General features: G+C 49.8%; 20 protein-coding genes. 10 read left to right on the top strand and 10 right to left on the bottom strand.

What is annotated here, in order from left to right:
• Positions 1-103 precede the first annotated feature (103 nt).
• Complete coding sequence (locus tag D889_RS0110075; protein WP_010632035.1) at positions 104-1,090, bottom strand: nuclease-related domain-containing protein; 987 nt, start codon at positions 1,088-1,090, stop codon at positions 104-106.
• Between the two features lie 201 nt (positions 1,091-1,291).
• Here D889_RS0110075 and D889_RS0110070 point away from each other — a divergent pair, with 201 nt between their 5' ends.
• Complete coding sequence (locus tag D889_RS0110070) at positions 1,292-2,488, top strand: MFS transporter (RefSeq protein ID WP_010632034.1); 1,197 nt, start codon at positions 1,292-1,294, stop codon at positions 2,486-2,488.
• An 18-nt stretch (positions 2,489-2,506) separates the two neighbouring features.
• Here the strand turns inward: D889_RS0110070 and D889_RS0110065 are convergent, their stop codons facing one another.
• Positions 2,507-3,232, bottom strand: coding sequence for a DUF434 domain-containing protein (locus D889_RS0110065; protein WP_010632033.1), 726 nt, complete (start codon positions 3,230-3,232; stop codon positions 2,507-2,509).
• Positions 3,233-3,319: 87 nt separating this feature from the next.
• Between D889_RS0110065 and D889_RS0110060 the strand changes: the two genes are divergently transcribed.
• The 3 genes from D889_RS0110060 (at position 3,320) to D889_RS0110050 (ending at position 5,061) form a co-directional block, all read left to right on the top strand.
• Positions 3,320-3,580 (top strand): GNAT family N-acetyltransferase, encoded by a 261-nt coding sequence (locus D889_RS0110060; protein WP_010632032.1) that lies wholly within the window; start codon positions 3,320-3,322, stop codon positions 3,578-3,580.
• A gap of 106 nt (positions 3,581-3,686) precedes the next feature.
• Positions 3,687-4,337, top strand: coding sequence for an endonuclease III domain-containing protein (locus tag D889_RS0110055; protein WP_010632031.1), 651 nt, complete (start codon positions 3,687-3,689; stop codon positions 4,335-4,337).
• Positions 4,338-4,464: 127 nt separating this feature from the next.
• Positions 4,465-5,061, top strand: coding sequence for a DUF6241 domain-containing protein (locus D889_RS0110050; RefSeq protein ID WP_010632030.1), 597 nt, complete (start codon positions 4,465-4,467; stop codon positions 5,059-5,061).
• A 162-nt stretch (positions 5,062-5,223) separates the two neighbouring features.
• Here the strand turns inward: D889_RS0110050 and D889_RS0110045 are convergent, their stop codons facing one another.
• On the bottom strand, positions 5,224-6,132 hold the full coding sequence (locus tag D889_RS0110045) for an AEC family transporter (RefSeq protein ID WP_010632029.1): 909 nt from the start codon (positions 6,130-6,132) through the stop codon (positions 5,224-5,226).
• Between the two features lie 214 nt (positions 6,133-6,346).
• Between D889_RS0110045 and D889_RS0110040 the strand changes: the two genes are divergently transcribed.
• Positions 6,347-6,865 (top strand): ImmA/IrrE family metallo-endopeptidase, encoded by a 519-nt coding sequence (locus D889_RS0110040; RefSeq protein WP_010632028.1) that lies wholly within the window; start codon positions 6,347-6,349, stop codon positions 6,863-6,865.
• A gap of 30 nt (positions 6,866-6,895) precedes the next feature.
• On the opposite strand, the gene D889_RS0110035 is transcribed toward D889_RS0110040, so the two are convergent.
• Together D889_RS0110035 and D889_RS0110030 are read right to left on the bottom strand one after the other, a co-directional pair.
• Positions 6,896-7,390, bottom strand: a complete 495-nt coding sequence (locus D889_RS0110035; protein WP_018962324.1) for a flavodoxin domain-containing protein — start codon at positions 7,388-7,390, stop codon at positions 6,896-6,898.
• A 67-nt stretch (positions 7,391-7,457) separates the two neighbouring features.
• Positions 7,458-8,504 carry an NAD-dependent epimerase/dehydratase family protein gene (locus tag D889_RS0110030; protein WP_010632026.1) on the bottom strand — a complete coding sequence of 349 codons (1,047 nt, stop codon included), beginning with the start codon at positions 8,502-8,504 and terminating at the stop codon, positions 7,458-7,460.
• 928 nt (positions 8,505-9,432) lie between these two features.
• Here D889_RS0110030 and D889_RS0110015 point away from each other — a divergent pair.
• Both D889_RS0110015 and D889_RS0110010 read left to right on the top strand, forming a co-directional pair.
• Positions 9,433-10,899, top strand: coding sequence for an MFS transporter (locus tag D889_RS0110015; RefSeq protein WP_010632025.1), 1,467 nt, complete (start codon positions 9,433-9,435; stop codon positions 10,897-10,899).
• Positions 10,900-10,919: 20 nt separating this feature from the next.
• Entirely contained in the window at positions 10,920-11,396 is a 477-nt protein-coding gene (locus tag D889_RS0110010; protein WP_010632024.1) for a ribonuclease FAU-1 family protein, read from the top strand.
• A 71-nt stretch (positions 11,397-11,467) separates the two neighbouring features.
• Here the strand turns inward: D889_RS0110010 and D889_RS15410 are convergent, their stop codons facing one another.
• The 5 genes from D889_RS15410 to D889_RS15895 form a co-directional block, all read right to left on the bottom strand.
• A complete protein-coding gene (locus tag D889_RS15410) occupies positions 11,468-11,680 on the bottom strand; it encodes a hypothetical protein (RefSeq protein WP_018962321.1) in 213 nt (70 codons plus the stop codon).
• 375 nt (positions 11,681-12,055) lie between these two features.
• Complete coding sequence (locus tag D889_RS0110000) at positions 12,056-12,709, bottom strand: 3-oxoacid CoA-transferase subunit B (protein ID WP_010632023.1); 654 nt, start codon at positions 12,707-12,709, stop codon at positions 12,056-12,058.
• Positions 12,710-12,724: 15 nt separating this feature from the next.
• The gene (locus D889_RS0109995; RefSeq protein WP_010632022.1) at positions 12,725-13,420 is read right to left on the bottom strand and encodes a CoA transferase subunit A; all 696 of its coding nucleotides are present in this window, start codon (positions 13,418-13,420) and stop codon (positions 12,725-12,727) included.
• A 60-nt stretch (positions 13,421-13,480) separates the two neighbouring features.
• Positions 13,481-14,659 (bottom strand): acetyl-CoA C-acetyltransferase, encoded by a 1,179-nt coding sequence (locus D889_RS0109990; protein ID WP_010632021.1) that lies wholly within the window; start codon positions 14,657-14,659, stop codon positions 13,481-13,483.
• 608 nt (positions 14,660-15,267) lie between these two features.
• A complete protein-coding gene (locus D889_RS15895) occupies positions 15,268-15,393 on the bottom strand; it encodes a hypothetical protein (protein WP_274517445.1) in 126 nt (41 codons plus the stop codon).
• A gap of 168 nt (positions 15,394-15,561) precedes the next feature.
• Here D889_RS15895 and D889_RS0109975 point away from each other — a divergent pair, with 168 nt between their 5' ends.
• The 3 genes from D889_RS0109975 to D889_RS0109965 all read left to right on the top strand — a co-directional run bounded on the left by D889_RS0109975 (position 15,562) and on the right by D889_RS0109965 (position 18,927).
• On the top strand, positions 15,562-16,413 hold the full coding sequence (locus D889_RS0109975; RefSeq protein ID WP_010632020.1) for a 3-hydroxybutyryl-CoA dehydrogenase: 852 nt from the start codon (positions 15,562-15,564) through the stop codon (positions 16,411-16,413).
• 11 nt (positions 16,414-16,424) lie between these two features.
• Positions 16,425-17,210 (top strand): enoyl-CoA hydratase/isomerase family protein, encoded by a 786-nt coding sequence (locus D889_RS0109970; RefSeq protein ID WP_010632019.1) that lies wholly within the window; start codon positions 16,425-16,427, stop codon positions 17,208-17,210.
• A 124-nt stretch (positions 17,211-17,334) separates the two neighbouring features.
• A complete protein-coding gene (locus tag D889_RS0109965) occupies positions 17,335-18,927 on the top strand; it encodes a long-chain-fatty-acid--CoA ligase (RefSeq protein WP_010632018.1) in 1,593 nt (530 codons plus the stop codon).
• The last annotated feature ends 36 nt before the right edge of the window (positions 18,928-18,963 follow it).

Below are 18,963 nucleotides of genomic sequence, written 5' to 3'. Positions count from 1 at the left end.
ATATATCGCCCGTCGCAGGAAAATATCGCCGTTCGTGGAGATATATCGCCCGTCGTAGAAAAATATCGCCATTCGTGGAGATATATCGCCCGTCGTGCAGCTTTTATCGATTTTTATCCGAAATGAGAAGATTTTTTGCTAGATAATAGACTCGGCCTTTTTTTTCACCATCAAAATGATCACAAACTTCATGTAACAGCCGTTTGGCCACTGCGCTGGATTTTATCATCAAAAATGCTCTGCACTGTTTATTGGTTATTCTGGATCCAAAGAGAAGCAGGTAGTCGCGAAGTGCGGCAATGTGGGCATCTTTTGAAAAATGCCGGCATTTTGGGCAATACCAGCTGCGCTTATTGCGGATCAAATGGAAATGGCTGCAATCAGGGCATTGAACGCCTCTTATTATGTCCCGGGGCTTTAGTTCCTTGTAAGAGGAGAATAAATTGAGAACAAGAGGATGATTACTTTTCAATAGAAATCGAGAAATCAGCGACAAATTTTTCTTCGAGATGACAGGATCCCGATGCAGATAATTGATCTGGTTCATTTCTTTCAGGAGAGCAGACTTTCGGATGAGTTTCATTGAAGGATTCTGGTTGTTCCGGATCTCCAGCTGAGCGTTCGACGTGATTACGGCTCGGGATTCGCTGGGAAGAGCAGCCTCCTGATGGGACTCAATCCATTTGGACAGGAGATCCTCCGAGCGCTCTACCTGTAGGACCGGATCGTCAAACACATCGATTTGTCCGTCGATTTCTCTCAGCATTTGTGAGCAGTCACTTTCGAAGATCAATTTTCCTTTGATATGTTTGACCTCAAGAATAAGAAAGAAGCGTTGCGTCAGGATCAACCAGTCAATCTGAAAAACTTGAGCATGTTTCTCGAATCTGAGGTTATGAAAGAGGAAGTAATCATTTTCAGGAAGTGTGTCCAGATAATAAGCAATCAGTGCTTCACCCCGATAACCGGTCATTGTCTTATTATACCGGCTGTCGAGACTGTTCCGGGCGGGATGCTCTTGATCAAGCCGGTTCAAACAAGCTTGATATTGCAAAATATGAAAGGGCAGTTCCAGGGGTTTTGCGTACATCGTTTCACCTCGATTCCATATAAAAAATTCTATCTGAACTGCCGGATTCCTGCCTGGTACTGCGTTCAAAAAAGAAGATTAAGGGAACATTTCCGCCAGACAATGATTACGATTCGGCAAACCGGAGGCATATTATTACATAGCACGAAATCTTTTTTGCTAGTATATAAGTATTCGCGGATTGTACGGGAGGCAATAGTGATGAGTGTCATAGAACATTCGCTGGGAACGGCAAGACATCTCGGTGCGCCGAGGCAACTGTTCAGCCTGAGCCTGGCTCATTTTTTTAACGATGTGATGACGACCGGGCTCGTTCCGGCGCTGTTGCCGCTCTACAAGCAGGCATTTGATCTGAACTATTTCCAGGCCGGGATTATTTTATTTGTGTCGATGATCACGTCATCCGTCTCTCAGCCTATCTTCGGCATGGTGACGGATAAACATCCGAAGACCTGGTTCCTGCCGGCCGGTATTTGCCTGACCGGTTTCGGATTGACGGCTTCCGGATTTGCACCGGCTTATTGGATTTTACTCATTCTGGTCGGCCTGTCCGGTATCGGGTCCGGTATTTTTCATCCGGAAGCAATGCGTGGTGCCTATATGGCGGCCGGAACCGCGCGCGGCACGGCACAGGCGATCATTCAGGTCGGCGGCAATTTCGGACAGGCATGCGGGCCGTTGCTTCTGCCGCTGTTTCTGATTGCCTCCGGGTTGCATGGGCTCGGATGGTTTGCCCTGGTGACCGTCGGCGCATTTGCCCTTGTTTCCTCCATCATGCCATGGTACAAACAGAGTTTGATCAGAAACAGAGCCCATCAGTCGGAAATAAGGGGGAGGAACCATCCCGGCGGACTGATTCTGCTGACCATTGTTGTTATTTTCAGGTCATGGACACAGATCGGGGTTGCCGGATTTCTGCCGTTTCTTTACTTGCATCAGGGTATCCCGCTGAAATACGGTGATTTGATGACTTTCCTTTTCCTGGCCGCCGGTGCCCTCGGTACTTTTCTCGGTGGCCGGTTCTCTGACCGGATCAGTCATAAATGGCTGCTGTTTGTCTCGATGGTGGTAACGATTCCGTTTGCCTGGATGCTGCCGCATGTCCACGGTATCTGGTCGATCATCGTTCTATTCATTTTTGGCCTGTTTGTTCTGTCTTCGTTTGCGGTAACTGTTGTGTACGGCCAGTTAATGTTTCCGCGAAATATCGGTCTGGTTTCCGGACTGATGGTCGGTTTCGGGATCGGAGCCGGCGGGATCGGTGCGACACTGATCGGTTGGCTGTCTGACATGTTCGGCGTCGCTGCAGTGTTCAACCTGTTCGCTTTTCTGCCGTTTGCCGCAGCCTTGATCACGCTGTTTCTGCCGAGCGAAAAGAGTTTGCGTGAAGCCGATTGATGAAATCGCCAATGTAAGTCACGATATCTGCTCTATCCGTTTTCCGGACAGGTCGACAGGTCTGATTTCCGGAAGACTGTTTTCGATGATCGACCGAGCCAGATTCACCCAATCGCGGCATTGATCAAGAATACCTGAATCAGAAGTGGCCACACAGTTCTGCTGCATCAGCAGTGTATCCGCATGATTGCTCAGCTGAACCGCCACCGGGGAAAATGTTTGCAGCTGATCCATGATCCGGCTTTTCAATCGGCCGGAATTGGAGATTTGCCTGTCCAGAATGAAGACAGCAGCGACAGCAGATAACTTCTTCAGCTCATTTCCAATCAGATTCAGGGCTTCAGTGGTTCTGTCTATCAGCCGGTAGGTCCCGTGAAGGCCGCAAAGATCGCGGATGGTCCCATCCATGCAGGAGAGGAGCGTTGACCCGGACAGAGCGGTTTCCAGCGTGATGACCAGATTGAATCCGTCGATAAAAAGTGTTCGTCCCGCAAGAGTTCCGGTGATCTGTCGCACTTTTCGGTTTCGAAGATCGGCAGTACTGCACGAGGAACGCATCAGTGCGGTCCGCTGCCTGCCGGACAGCTGAAAGTGATTTCCGACAAACGTGGTGGCTGTCTTCATCGGATAATTGTGATTCAGCAGATAAATTAAGTCGTGCTGCGCTGTGCGGAGTTTCTGAACCTGTTTCTCGTTGAATTGGTGTTCATCTTCCGGAGCATAGCCACGCCTGACATCTTTCATTGCGTTCACCGTCCTTATTAATGACACTTATTATACCAAATCTATTTTTATCAGCGGTAAAGTAAGGATTAGCGGAAGGATGTGAAGATGCATGAAACCGAACTGGCAGGCAAAAAAATTTCCCAATTGTCCGTAAGGGAACTGTTCGCCATTTTTAAAGCACGTGAAACGGTTTTTGTGGTTGAACAGAATTGCCCCTATCACGAGATCGATAATCATGACCCGGACAGTCTGCATGTCTTCGCAACGGATGAACACGAACGGATCGCTGCCGATGCACGGATTTTCAGAGAAGAAGATGTGGTGACTTTTGGACGGGTACCCGCCGCTCGTCCCGGTAAAAATTGAAGCACAGGATTACATTCAGTCGTTATACGCTCATTTTGGTTTTACAAGAGTCTCTGAAAACACTGATTAAAGCCATTCTGATCGAAAAATGACAGAGGTGTCCCATTTGATTCCGAATCATTTGAAACGCTATCATATCTTAATGAGCTATTACGGGCCGCAGCACTGGTGGCCTGCAGAGTCTACATTTGAAATGCTGATCGGCGCCATACTCACGCAGAATACGGCCTGGAAAAATGTTGATCTGGCCCTGAAAAAACTAAAGCCGTATCTCAGCCCGGAAAAAATGGAGAAGCTGCCGCCGGAGAAACTGGCGGAGTGTATTCGTTCATCCGGTTTCTATCGGCTTAAAACTAGAAGAATACGCGCTTTCCTCGCCTGGTATAAAGATTATGATTATCGACCTGAGAAAGTTGCTGCAGAAAACGGGTATGCGCTTCGCAAACAACTTCTGGCTGTGTACGGGATTGGGAAGGAGACGGCGGACGCCATGCTGGTCTACGCATTTGGCAAACCCTTTTTCATCGCGGATGCTTATGCGAGAAGGCTTTTTACCCGTCTGGGTGACCAGGTTCCGAAGAAGTATGAAGCTGTCCGGAAGGAAGTGGAACGGTGTCTGCCGGATGATCTGCGCGTTTATCAGGAATATCATGCACTGATTGATGTTCACGCAAAGTCGCGGTGCAAGGAAACACCGATGTGTCAAGGATGTCCGTTTGCTGAAGTCTGCCAGGCAAGTATGTACCATTCATCATAAACAAGGAGGATGACTCTGGAAACAGGGGTTCTCCCTTTTTCGTGTTGCTAAATTATCGAAATCAAATGAATTTTCACTAATAGTTCATGTTACGATATACATAGAAAATAATACAGGGGTTGAATTCATGAAAAAGACGAGCTTTATCCTGCTTATTGTCCTCTGCGTTAGCCTTGTTGCAAATGTCACTCTTGCAGTGAACTATTCCGCAAGTCATCAGAAAGTTGTTCAAAGTAATAAGAAAATACATTTGTTGTCCCAACAAACGAACACGCTGAAACGGTCACAGAAACACTTGATGATGGCTATACGCCCGGTGATACCGCCTGTAAAAGATCCGAAGAGTTATAAATATGACCGGTGGGAAACGGGTGGAAATGTCATGTCCGACAGTGAAGCGCTGGCGATCTATGACGAGAATCCATCGAAATATAAGAATGTTGGTACTGACAGCATAATGGCACCGAATCCATTCGGGGACAAAAATATCAACCGAGCGGGTGTTACTGATGAAGTGGCGAAAAGGTATCTTCTTCGAATGATCGACAATCCAAAGGAGCGCACTCGGCAACGTGTTGACTGGCTATATTACGCCGTGTCTATCGACAAGCATAATCTAAAACATAAACAGATCTACGCCGATATATTGAATCGGTGGCAGAATAACTATGACTTTTCGACCATAGCTGAAGATCGCAAGACCATCGAAAATCTGCAAGGATAACGAAAAAGCCGTCGCTTGCGTGAAATTCACGACGAGCAGCGCTGTAAAACCTCACCATCCTGTGAATACTGCCCGTTTGTGTGAGACTGCCCAGCCGGGAAAAAGTGATCGGTCTCAGTCATGTAAACAGTACTGCACCAGCACTTCAGCTCGTTTAGCTGTTTAGCTGATCGCAATAAACAGCGGAAGGTAGACAAAACTGAGGATGGTCGTGATCGAGACGACCAGAGAAATAGTTTCGGAATCGCCATCGAATTTTTCAGCGAGGGTGACGGTATTAATGGCAGCAGGCATGCTGGCTTCAACAAACAGAACGGAGGCAAGCAAGCCGTGAATACCAAGGGCGACCAGAACCAGTTTTGCCAGGACGGGTACCGCAACCAGACGGAGAATGATACCGATCCATACGGTTGAACTGCGCAATCCCGCCAGTTGAGTCGAACCCAGTTTGATTCCCAGGATCATCAGAACAAGGACAGGATAGGCAGCTCCGAGCATTTTCACGGCCGTATCTGTTCCCACGGGAAGCGGCAGCTGAAGCAGATCAAGAAGCAAGCCGGCGAGACAGGCGTATATCAGCGGCGTTTTCAGAATGTGAACAATCGCTTGCCCACCGTTTAGTTTGGTGCGGGAAGCGAGGTACATGCCGAGGACATTCACAAGAACGACCTGACCGACCACATAAATAGCACCCAGGGCAAATCCCCTGCTCCCGAAAGCAAGGAGCAGAACGGGGAGGCCGTAATTGTTTGCATTGCTGAAAAGCGTCGTCAGAGTCAAACCCTGTCTCTCACTGACTGATATCCTTGCCAGTTTAGCAGTTATTGTTGCCAGTCCGTAGAGCAGGACGGTCATGATCAGTGTAAAGAAAAAGATTTGCATGACACTTTTTCCCTGAAGGTGCGCCCCGGCCAGCGCATAAAGAATCAGTGCAGGGGCGAGGATGTAGAGACTGATATCAGCCAGCAGCTTTGTATCTATCGGTCGTCTTTTTTGGAGCATAAACCCACAGCCGCAGATGATGACAATCGGTACAGTAATGGTTACAAGCAGGTGAAGATAGGCAAGCATTGAATTCCTCCGTCCCTCATCGTTCAGTGAATGGCCATCAGGAATGAGGGCAACATTCTCTCGACATATGAAATTATCATACCACGGATCACACAGGTAAGTTGTTATTCTTTGACAACAAGACTATATTGTAATTAGGAATAAAAGTTTCCAAAACGCAACATGACCGTTCAGTCGATGCCGATGAATCAATTGCGAATGAGAGGCTATAGCAATGAATGCAGTAAGTGAAGCAAAACAGGTACTGAAGAAATACAGGCAAGAGGAGAAGATGCCGGTTGATCTGATGAAAATTGCCAGGGCAGAAAAGATCAGCGTGATGCATGCTGATTTTGACTACACGAGTATTTTCGGTGTCATCAAGAAGAACAGCGACGGCATTTTCATCTTCCTCAACGATGGAGAGGAACATAAGCGTGAACGTCTGATGCTGGCGCATGTACTTGGCCATTACTTTCTTCATCTGTCAGCCTATAAAGAAATTCAGTTCTACTGTGATTATCATTATGTTTCCGATTATGTGAATCATAAAGAAGCTGAGGCAGACCAGTTCGCCCGTCAGCTGCTGATGCCCGAAACTAAGGTTAAGAGTATGGCGGCAAGAGGCTGCTCCGTTGAAGAGATGGAAGATACGTTTCAGGTGCCGGTGCCGGTAATCAAGGATCGTCTTGAACAGATAACCGGTAAGAAAAGTGACCGAGATGAGCAGCAGAATCAGTTTGCCGTGCGCTGATTTAAAGCCAACATCCTGCCTTGTGCCGGATTACGCGCCCAGGGCGCTTTTTTTTATTGCTTCGGCGAATGCAACAATTTTTTCCTGATCAAAAGCTGAAGTACTGATCTTGTCTCCCTTGACCTTGCTCATGATCAGCCGGTCGAGAAAAGTCATTTTCTCAAAATGAAGGGCATAGCCGAGAATGTCCTTAACCAGTGCATGATCACAAAGCTGTTTCGGAAAGGCACCGGCCAGTTCGTCCCGTCTGGCTTTAGGGTCAGGGTGGGCTGCGCACAGATAAAGACCGATCTTTTTTTGTAACAGTGCCTCGCCGGAAACTTTCAGGAATGCCATTAGTTTCTTTTGAACCCGTCCCATGTAGATCGATCCGCCAATAATCACTGTGTCATAATCGGCCAGAGAGGGGATCTGACCTTTTGTAATGTCAAAGAGATCAGTGGTTTCGCCGAGCACACACTTCAAGCGCCGGGCAACTTCTGCGGTACTTCCGTATTTCGTTCCGTAGGCGATAGCCGTTCTCATCAATATCATGATCCCTTCGATGATAAAAGATGTCTCAGCCGCATCATTTGGTTGAGACATCTTCGCTTTATTTTGCCTGATCAAGGAGTCCGTCGTGCGCCAGCTGTTCGACCTGATCGTGCAGGATTTCCGTCAGATTATGGTAGGTGATGCCCAGTTCGTCGATACTTCTCCGATTATTGAATCGAAGCGGGTAACCGGCATTTCTGGAAACCACTTTACGTGTAAAGCCGTAATGCGGACCGACAAGCCAGAAGAGCAGTTTCGGGATGACCCGTTTGGGTAATGGAAACCGTGCTGGAAAAATTGTTTCCAGTGTTTCTGCGATTCGGATCAGTGAGGTTTCACCGGCCGATACAATATAACGTCCGGCGGCGCTTTCACTGAAACCTGCGGTGATTTCCGCAGTCGCGACATCCCGGACATCGACAAAACCGGTTGTGTAGTCCGGGACGCCCATCTGATAACTGCCGTCCAGAAAACTCAGGATGGCGGCAATACTCGTTGAATCTTTTCTGCGCGTCAGTGATGGACCGAGAACGAGGGACGGATTGATCCGGATCAGATCCCACTGATTTTGCTCACGGCCCATTTTCACGGCTTCTTTTTCCGCCAGTGTTTTTGAAAAACTGTAGGGCTGATGACTGCTTGTACTGGTCTCGTTCCAGTCCGCTTCTGTAAAAGCTTCTTTGTTTTTCAGTTCACAGTTATCCCCATAAATGGCGGCGACACTGCTGGTCTGAACCACCCGCCGTACCGTGTCCGATTGATTGACCGCATTAAGGACGTTTAGCGTTCCCTGGACAGCAGGCTGAATCAGCTCTTCCTGCGGATTTTTAATTCCGGCAATGGTGAAGGGAGATGCGGTATGAAATACCAGGCTGCAGCCCTCGACAGCTTCGTCAAAACTGCCTTCTCTCAACAGGTCGGCTTCGAAGACAGTCAGCGTGCCTGATGTCTCCTGTTCACGTTTTAAAAGATGCTCATATTTCCGGCGATTGGCTTGATTTCTGACAGTGATCCGTACATCATGTCCCAGTTCCAGCAGATCATTGACGATCCAGGAGGCAAGATACCCGGAGCCGCCGGTAACGAGCACGGTTTGCTTGTTCATTTGCTGATCCTCCATGACTGTTTACGCTTTGTTTGTTAAATTTGGCTGCTGTTTTCCGCTGTAGGTACCCGTGTTCATTGAGCAATCCGTTAGCCATACCCTGGACTCTCGTTTTTTTTACGAAGCTGCCGGGGAGCAGGATGTTATGAATAACTGATTTTATGGGTTCAGTTTCCATGGCGCAGATCCTTTCTTCAGGCAGTTTCCAGTGTTAACTGTCTGAAATAGTAACAGATGCGCGTTAATCATGTCTACTTTTTTTGCAAAGGACATTTGAATTCCCCGGTAAGGAATGCCATGGTTCCGTTTCTGGTCGAGAAAGCGCACTTAGTGCATGCCAACGGTTTCTTGTCTGTACTGGATCAGTCGATCATTTTCTGCAGCTGGGCGGCACCGGAATGATCTGGCTGATCCTGCTTCTGTTTCTGCCATCAACAGTCATGATGATGATACAGGCAGAGGATGGGATAGCCGCTCGTCCGGCGGATTCATCGGGCGGGAAATGACACTCAGTCAGAGAAGGGTGGGCAGCAATCTGGTTCACGCCGGTACTACGGACGATGGGTGTCGTCGAAATGTCAGGGACAGTCGCCTCAGTGGTTTGGATGGCGGCGGTGGTTTACTGACACTTTCGGGGTTTGCAGAAGTTTTACACTTTCCGCCGTGATCCTGGTTGCCTCATCTTTTTATGTCTACCGGAACCGAAACTTTCTGAACAGCCAGCCTGGTCATTAAAACAGAATTTACCGGTCGCCCAATTACCACGAAAAAAATTTTCGAAGGTTTAAGCTGAACTTTTGATTATTTAAGCCCATTTCCGTTACTCTGTAATTGGCTTTTTTTTTGTGCGTGTTTATCAGCAATACGTTTTATTGATTTTCCGGACATTGTGAAAACGACCGAATGTACATTACTGGGAGAGGACTCTATGGAAACAACGAATTCATTACCAAGAACTTATCAGGACGATGAAAGGGTTCAGAAGAAACGCTGGCTGATTCTGATTGTCGTCAATCTGTTCACCTTTATGTCTACGCTTGATGCGAGCATTGTGAATGTTGCGCTGCCGCAGATCTCGAAAGACCTGAATCTGCCGATTGCCAGCAGCCAATGGATCGTAACCATTTACTTAATGGTCATTTGCGTGCTGATTCTGCTGTTCGGCAGGCTCGGAGATATGCTGGGCAAAATATTTGTTTTTAAAATCGGTACGCTGCTGTTCATTCTCGGCTCGCTGATCAGCGGCTTCGGGGTGACGTTTGCCTTGCTTCTGTTTGGCCGTACGGTTCAGGCACTCGGTGCGTCGATGACCATGGCCAACAATTTCGGGATCGCCACCGATATTTTTCCGAGAACGGAGCGTGGCCGGGCGCTCGGCCTGATCGGCACTTTTGTTTCGCTGGGCAGTATTGCCGGGCCGGGTATCGGCGGTGTCGTTGTGTCCGCACTCAGCTGGAACTATATTTTCTGGATTAATGTCCCGATCGGCATTGTAGTCATGCTTCTCGGTCAGCGTGTTCTTCCAAAGGATCTCTTCCGGGCGAAAGGGCGTCTGGACAAAACGGGCACGTTCGTGTTCGGGATGTTCATCATTCTCCTGTTTGCCGGCTTGCTGCTCGGCCAGCACTTTGGTTATAACAATGGAAGTATTGCCGGCGTGCTGGTTCTGTCAGCCGTCTTCCTGATCGTGTTTCTGCGCGTTGAGTGGCGGAAAAAAGAACCGATGCTGCAGCTGAGGCTGTTCGGCAATCCTCTGTTTTCGATTGGTATTCTATGCGGCTATCTCGTTTTTCTGGCGAATTTCTGCTTTAACATCATTGCCCCTTTTTACACTCAGGATATCCTGAACATGTCCGCCCGGGATTCCGGCCTGCTGATGATGCTGTTCCCGGTCATGATGGCCGTTGTTGCGCCGCTGAGCGGGGCGCTTTCCGATAAAATCGGATCGGAAATTCTGACCTTTGCGGCGCTGCTCGTTCTGGTTGCCGCACAAGTCGGACTCGGGTTCCTTAATGGCACGAGCCCGCTTGCTTATGTGGGTCTGCTCATTGCCATGCTCGGGATCGGCAGCGGTATGTTCATGTCACCGAATAATTCGCTGATCATGTCGACCGTGCCGCGTTCGCAGCTTGGCAGTGCCGGCAGCGTCAACGCGCTGATCCGCAATCTCGGCATGATCAGCGGGATCACTTTTGCCACCACACTGCTGTTTGCCAGCATGTCGTCGGTCGCCGGCCATCGGGTAACCGGGCTGATTCCCGGCCATCCGGAAATTTTCCTCTACAGCATGCACCTTGTTTTTCTCGCATCGGCAGGTATTTGCATGGTTTGTGCAGTCATCACGGGCATCCGCCTGGTGCGGTCCGGACACGGCATGCGGCATAAACCGGCTTGAACCAGAGGAGTGTGGGGCGGATGATCGAACGCAAGATCCGTTACGATGGAACAACTGCAGATTTCGAATGTCGTGTCGTCCGGATGGAAAAAGAGGCTGCCGTGCTCAGTTATGTGATGCCTGAGACGGTATCGGTCGGGTCTGCCTCTGCAGGGATGAACATTCCGGCCGGAAGTGTCACTTTTGCCTATTACTGGGCAGAGCGGCCATATAATGTGTATATTTGGAGAAACCGGCAGGGGACCTGGCTGGGTGCTTATTTCAACATTGTTCGGAATACGCGGATCACGAGCACAATGATTTCATATGAAGATCTGATTGTTGATCTTATTTTGACTCCGGCAGGCCTTACCTTGATCTGTGATGAAGAAGAACTCCCGGAATCATTGGCAACATTCGAAAAAGGTACGGTTCTTAAGACGCTGAATGAGCTCAGAACCGGCTGGCGGGATCTGCTCGCGCCGATCATTAGCGAGACAGAGAAATTTAGGCCATGAAAAAAACAGATTGTGTCAAGGCTCATAAGGGAAAATAAAAAAGGGCACCAAGTAAAGGCGCCCGATGTGATTCAGATACGTGTAAAATAATGTTTTGGTACAGGAGGCATTCTGGTTGAAGGGCGATTCACCGTCTTGGCGTAGACCCCGTAAATATGGCCGCATTCATCGCAATAAGCCACATTGAAAAAGGGATCGCCCACCCCACTGCTTTGGACACTTTCTTCAGAGACGATATGATCCATGCCGACAACTCCGCACTCCGGACATTTAGGCTCCGCCATATGATCATCTCCTGTTCCATTGATTATTAAATACTTCGACAAATACGCAGAAAATCCTGCAAAAAAGCCGGTAAATGTATCGAATCGCTGCATTTTACATGACCGGAACACCGTTTTTCAGACAGGATGGAAGGTTTATTGATAAGCCTGCGAAAGGCCGCCTCATGGATCATGCGTGATCGTTTCGGGATCCTCACGTATGCCGCCTTCCATCCATCCAGAGTTGCCCAATACTCAGATTCGGCCTGTTTCTTCATTTGTTTTTAATCGGCGTAAGTGAATCCGAATGAATGGGTTCGGTTTCTGCCGGTTCATGATGAGAACAAACCGGGGTCGCGCAGGCCTGATAAAAGTGTGATCCTGCGCGTCTCCCTTTTACCGATTCAGGAGCAGGGTATCGTCGATAAGATAATCGGCTTCTGTTTTGCTGCGGACTTCTTCAAGCGAAGCACCTTCCTGCAGCTCCACCAGTTTCATTTTCCCGTCTGCAAACTGGAAGACGGCCAGATCGGTGATCAGGCTGTGAACGACCTGACTGCCGGTGAGCGGAAGTGAACATTTCTGCTTCACTTTTGATTCACCGTATTTATTCACATGATCCATGATGACGATCACCCGTTTTGCACCTTGAACAAGATCCATGGCGCCGCCCATGCCCTTGACCATTTTACCGGGAATCATCCAGTTAGCCAGATCGCCGCTGCCCGATACTTCCATGCCCCCGAGAATCGCTAGGTCGATGTGCCCGCCCCGGATCATCGAGAAGGACTCGGCACTGTCGAAATAGCAGCCGCCCGGCTTAATGGTTACGGTTTCTTTCCCGGCATTGATTAAATCCGGATCGACTTCTTCCGCTTTGGGATAGGGGCCGATCCCAAGCAGTCCGTTTTCAGACTGGAGCATGACCTGTATCGATGCGGGAATCAGGTCGGCGATCAAGGTCGGCATCCCGATCCCGAGATTGACGTACATACCGTCTTTAATTTCTTTAAGTGCCCGTCTTAGAATCAACTGACGATTGGTCTGCATGGACAGTCCTCCTTCTTAAACCCGTGCCGTCATGAGCCGTTCGATCCGTTTCTGAAAGTGTCCGCCGGCCAGCACTTGCTGGACGAAGACCCCCGGTGTATGGATGTGATCAGGGTCGAGACAGCCCGGAGCAACGAGCTCTTCAACTTCAGCAATCGTGACTTTACCTGCGGCGGCTGCAAGCGGATTAAAGTTCCTGGCTGTTTTACGGTAAACAAGATTTCCAAGAGAATCCGCCTTCCAGGCTTTAACCAGAGCAAAATCGCCTGTGATGGCTTTTTCAAGAATATATGTCCGGCCATTGAATAACTGATGTTCTTTATCTTTGGCCACTTCCGTGCCGACGCCTGTTGCCGTATAAAAAGCAGGAATGCCGGCTCCGCCTGCCCGGATCCGTTCGGCCAGCGTCCCCTGGGGCACGAGTTCCACTTCGATTTCTCCGCGCAGAAACTGCTGCTCAAAACGTTTATTCTCACCGATGTACGAGGCGATCATCTTTCTGATCTGCCTGTTTTCCAGCAGGAGCCCAAGACCCCAGTCGTCGACACCGCAATTATTGCTGACAACCGTCAGATCCCGGACGCCGCTTTCACAGAGACCCCGGATCAGATTCTCCGGGATACCGCATAAACCGAACCCGCCGACAATCAAAGTGGATCCGTCCTGTATCGTGCTGACGGCTTCCTCAGCTGATGAGATCACTTTATTCATTTTTTTATCTCCATTTCTGATCGGATAAAGCAGCATAAGACAGCGCTTACATTTTTGCCGTTACGGCTGCTCGACAATCAAGGCTGTACCCTGACCGCCCCCGACACAAAGTGTTGCGAGGCCGGTTTTGGCGCCGGTACGCTTCATGTTGTAAAGAAGGGTCACGAGAATCCGCGCACCTGAAGCGCCGACCGGATGGCCGAGTGCTATAGCGCCGCCATTAATATTCGCCCGGGAGGGATCGATTTTCAGATCATCCAGTACTGCCAGAGACTGAGCGGCAAAAGCTTCGTTGATCTCGAACAGGTCGACATCCCCGATGGCCATCTGCACTTTTTTCAGTGCCTTTTGCGTTGCCGGAACCGGGCCGTAACCCATGATTTTCGGGTCGAGGGCTGCACTGGCATACGATCTGACAATGCCCAGCACATCCAGCCCCAGTGCTTCGGCTTTCTCCCGTGCGATCAGCACAAGCATTGCTGCGCCGTCATTGATTCCCGATGAATTTCCTGCGGTGACCGTGCCATTTTCTTTAAAAACCGGGCGCAGTTTACTTAGCTTCTCAATTGTCAATCCATGACGCGGGTGTTCATCAATCCGGATGACGGTCGCTTTCTTTTTGTCAGGGACGTCAACTGGTGCAATCTCTGCATCAAAATCACCGAAAAGCTGTGCTTTTTCGGCTTTTTTCTGGCTGTTCAGTGCAAATTCGTCCTGCCGCTCACGGCTGATCCCCCATCGTTCAGCAACATTTTCAGCAGTCACGCCCATATGGTCGTGACTGAAAGCATCGACCAGTGCATCCTGCAGCATTTCATCTACCAGTTTCGAATCACCCATTTTATTACCCCAGCGCGTATTGTGAACGAGGAACGGAGCCCGGCTCATACTTTCCGTGCCACCGGCAAGAATCACATCCGCGTCACCAAGCGCAATCATCTGGGTGCCTAAAATGACCGTGCGCAGACCGGAACCACAGACCATATTTACCGTGATTGCCGGGGATGACTCCGGAATTCCGGCATAGATGCCGATCTGTCTGGCGACGTTCTGGCCCAGTCCGCTGGACAAAACATTGCCGATAAGGATTTCATCAACCAGGTTGCCGGAAATTCCGGCACGCCGGATCGCTTCCTTCGCCGCAGTTACCCCGAGATCGACGGCCGGGACCCGGGCCAGACTTCCGCCAAACGAACCGATGGGTGTGCGTGCCGCACCGACTATTGCCACTTCTCTCATGGAATTTCCTCCCCTTGCCGGACTCATTAAAAAATATGGCATTGTTCAAAAGAGACAGGTGAACTGAAAAAAGGTAAAAAAAGACAACAGGCACGAGCATTTTCGTCAGGATCGCTTGCCTGTTGATTACCTACCTGATGTCACATAAACCTGACAGGGATCGTTCGTCACTTAATGTTCAGCCTTTCGGAATGAAATGAATATAAACCCTGATCGCGAAAAATACAAGAATAAACGATTCGCCTTCTTGAAAAATCAAAAAGATTCGCCCGTTTACAAGATCCGTTGCAGATTAGGAATTCAGCTGTTATCCGCGGTTTTTGTCCTGACTTCAACACGATTTGATGTGGCGTCTGGTGATGAAGTAACGATCCGGAAAAACAAAAATATTGACAAACGAAGAGGATACCCTATAAAATTTGCTTGCATGCAAAGCTTTTCGTACACATGTCCTTTCACACCACGTTTATCTACTCAGAAGCAGTAATGCTGTGCTTGAATTCTTGCCGTCGCCCTGTTCGTCAGACAACGACCGTCCTTTCGGAATGTTTCTATTCAGTTCACACCATCGCCCCAACAAATGGAATCCTGTTTGCATCTCGCTTTTTTCAAATCAGCCGGGCATACCCTGATGAAGCACGCATAAATTCTCGAGGCAGATCCCGGCAGCCGATCCGGATATCGCAGCCGTCACTACCGGTGTCCGTCTTCTTAGCATCCGGCGTCTGAATCATGTGGTATTTGCATGCAGATTTTTTTGATTAAATATGTAACCGCTTACCAATTTTCGCCCGGGATCGCGAAAAGAAGCGATTGCGTACGTTACGATGATGTCACTGAACCTGAATACAAACGGTAAACAAATTTTACACAAACAAAACAGGTAGGAGGCGCACAGCTTCATGTGCATCCGACAATTAGCTGTCATTGGGGCAGGACAAATGGGTTCAGGCATCACTCAGATCATGGCAGAGCAGGGGAAAAAGGTTTTCCTCCAGGATGTTGACAAATCCCGTGTTCTGATGGGGATCAGGAGAATCGAGGAGAATCTGTCGCGGGATGTAGCGAAAGGAAGGAAGACGGAGCAGGAAAAAGAGGCAGTGCTCTCCCGGATCCGCCCCGTTACTGATCTTGATGGAATCCGCGATGCGGAATTTGTCATCGAAGCGGCGACGGAAAACCCGGAAATCAAACGGACTATTTTCAGACAGCTTGACCAGCTGACGGATGAGGAAACCGTTTTAACAACAAATACATCGTCGATTTCGATCACAAAGCTTGCTGCGGCAACAGGCAGACCGGGTAAAGTCGCCGGTATGCATTTCTTTAATCCGGTTCCGGTCATGAAGCTTGTTGAGGTCATCAGAGGGATGGCTACGGAGGATCGGACATTCCGGATTGTTAAATCTCTGGCCGAAGAAGTGCAAAAAGTGCCGGTCGAGGTCCGTGATTTTCCGGGCTTCGCGGCAAACCGGATCCTCATTCCGATGATTAACGAAGCCATTTACTGCGTGTATGAAGGGGTTACCAGTCCGGAAAGTATTGATCAGGTGATGAAGCTCGGAACAAACCAGCCGATGGGCCCGCTTGCCCTCGCCGATCTGATCGGACTGGATACCTGCCTGTCCATCATGGAAGTGCTCCATGAAGGCTACGGAGATACGAAATACCGGCCATGTCCGCTGCTGAAAAAGTATGTCGAAGCGGGCTGGCTCGGGAGAAAAACAGGACGCGGATTTTATCTTTATGACTAAGGGATGAGAGCGTGGGCTATCAATATGTTGCACTGAAAACAGAAGCGCATACGGCGCTGCTGACAATGACTCGTCCGGAAGCGTTGAACGCATTGAATACCGGGATGTTGCGCGAACTTGAAGCAGCTTTTGATCATCTTGCGGAAGAACGGGAGATCCGCGCTGTCATCGTGACGGGTTCCGGGGAAAGAGCCTTTATCGCCGGGGCTGATATTGGTGAAATGGAAGGTCACACCCCGGGGGAGGCGGAGCGGTTTTCACGCTCCGGACACCGGCTGATGGCGAAAATCGAGCAGCTGCCTCAGCCAGTAATTGCCGCCGTCAATGGATATGCGATGGGCGGGGGGTGCGAACTGGCGCTTGCCTGTGATTTCCGGCTTGCCAGTCGCAACGCGCAATTCGGCCAGCCGGAAGTCGGACTCGGGATTATTCCCGGTTTTGGCGGTACGCAGCGCCTCCCGCGTCTGATCGGGTCTGGTCTTGCAAAGGAACTTCTGTTCACCGGACGCACCATCCCGGCTGAACGGGCCAGGGAAATCGGCCTGGTTAATGAAGTTTACGCGTCGCGTGCTGAACTCGACGTACACGCATGCCAACTGGCGCGAATGATCGCCGGCCAGGCGCCTCTTGCCGTGCAGCGGCTCAAAAAGCTCGTCAACGATGGTCCGGAGAAAGCATTTAACCGGGCACTGCATGACGAAACCGAACAATTTGCCGGTCTCTTTATGACTCAGGATCAGAAAGAAGGGATGAATGCATTTCTGAAGAAACGCAAACCGGATTTCCTCGGGAAATAACAGACAGAACCGGAGTGTGCCAATGATTGAGATCCGGATGCCATCGCGCATTGAGTGAAAGCGTGGTTCATCCGTCAAACCGGTGCCGACACGATAATATTCCATTTGGGACAGGAGGGTTTACATGAAGCATCACCTGTTTATTCCGGACTTACTGACGCGGGCAGTCAGGTATTACCCGGATAAGACGGCGGTTGTGGATGGCGAAATTCGGCTGACATACGTTCAGTTTCAGGAAAGGGTGAACCGGCTGTCCCGGATGCTGACCGGTCTGGGCATTAAGAAGGGGGACCGGGTCGCTTATCTGGCACCGAATACGCTGCAGATGCTGGAGGGTATGTTCGGGGTCATGCAGATCGGTGCCGTCACGGTTCCGCTGAACACACGGCTGATGCCAACAGACTACGCGTATATTCTCAACCATAGCGGCGCCGGAATTCTGCTTGCGGATGCGGATCTCGCTCCGCTCATCGAACCGGTAAAGGATGAACTCCGGCGGATCGAACATTTTCTGCTTCTGCCTTCGCCGAGTGTATCGGAACGTGAGGGCTGGACCGGATATGAACCTTTGCTGGCAACGTATCCGGCGGAGAAACCGGTAATTCCCGAAATGGATGAACTGGATCTTGCGAGTATCCTGTATACAAGCGGGACGACCGGACTTCCCAAAGGTGTCATGCATTCGCACCGGAGTCTGTTTTTTAATGCTCTGAATACGGTGGTTCACCTGAGAGTCTCCGATCATGATGTGTTATTGCACACCCTGCCGCTTTTTCATGTCAATGGCTGGGGGACGCCGTTTACTTTTACCGGAATGGGTGCAACCCACGTGATGCTTCGGAAAATTGATCCGGCACACATTTTCAAGCTGGTGAAAGAAGAAAAGGTCACCATTGCCTGCATGGCACCCACGGTTCTCAGCATGCTGGTGAATGATCCGCAGGCACAGACTTTCACACCGAAGCACCACGTCCGGGTGGTGATTGCCGGATCTGCGCCGCCACCGTCTTACGTACAAAAGGTTGAGGAACAGCTTAAATGGGAATTCGTGCAGGTTTACGGAATGACTGAAGCAGCCCCGTTTCTCACGGTATCCCATGTAAAGGCCCATCTCGACCAGAGCAAGGAGAACCTGCACCGGATTAAAGCCAAAGCCGGCATTGGCATGCTGAACATGGAGGTCCGAGTGGTGGATGAGAATGGTCAGGATGTCCGTCCGGACGGAACACAGGTCGGGGAAATTGTGACACGCGGGAACAGTGTGATGGAAGGGTACTGGCTCCAACCTGACGAAACAGAGAAAGTGTTTAAAGACGGGTGGTACTATACCGGCGACATGGGGACGATTGATCAAGAGGGCTATATTGAAATCGTCGACAGGAAAAAGGATATTATCATCAGCGGCGGAGAGAATATCTCATCGATCGAAGTGGAAGGTGTCCTTTACCGGCACCCGGCAATCCTGGAAGCGACCGTTATTGCTGTCCCGCATGATAAGTGGGGTGAAGTGCCGCATGCAGTCTGCGTCGTCAAAAAAGATATGCCGGCGGCAACCGAACAGGATCTGATTGCGTTCTGCAGGACGCTGCTGCCTTCTTTTAAGGTACCGAAGTCCTGTTCCTTTGTCGAAGAACTCCCGAAAACGGCATCCGGGAAGATCCAAAAGGTGAAACTACGAGAAGCTTTCTGGTCGGGTCGTGACCGGAAAGTGAATTAACAGCTGAAAATGTATCCGCTTCCAATATTGTCTGAA

Origin of the sequence: Sporolactobacillus vineae DSM 21990 = SL153 (assembly GCF_000377985.1) — a bacterium.
In the GTDB taxonomy this organism is placed as follows: Bacteria; Bacillota; Bacilli; order Bacillales; family Sporolactobacillaceae; genus Sporolactobacillus; species Sporolactobacillus vineae.
This window is presented reverse-complemented; position numbering and strand designations above follow the sequence as displayed.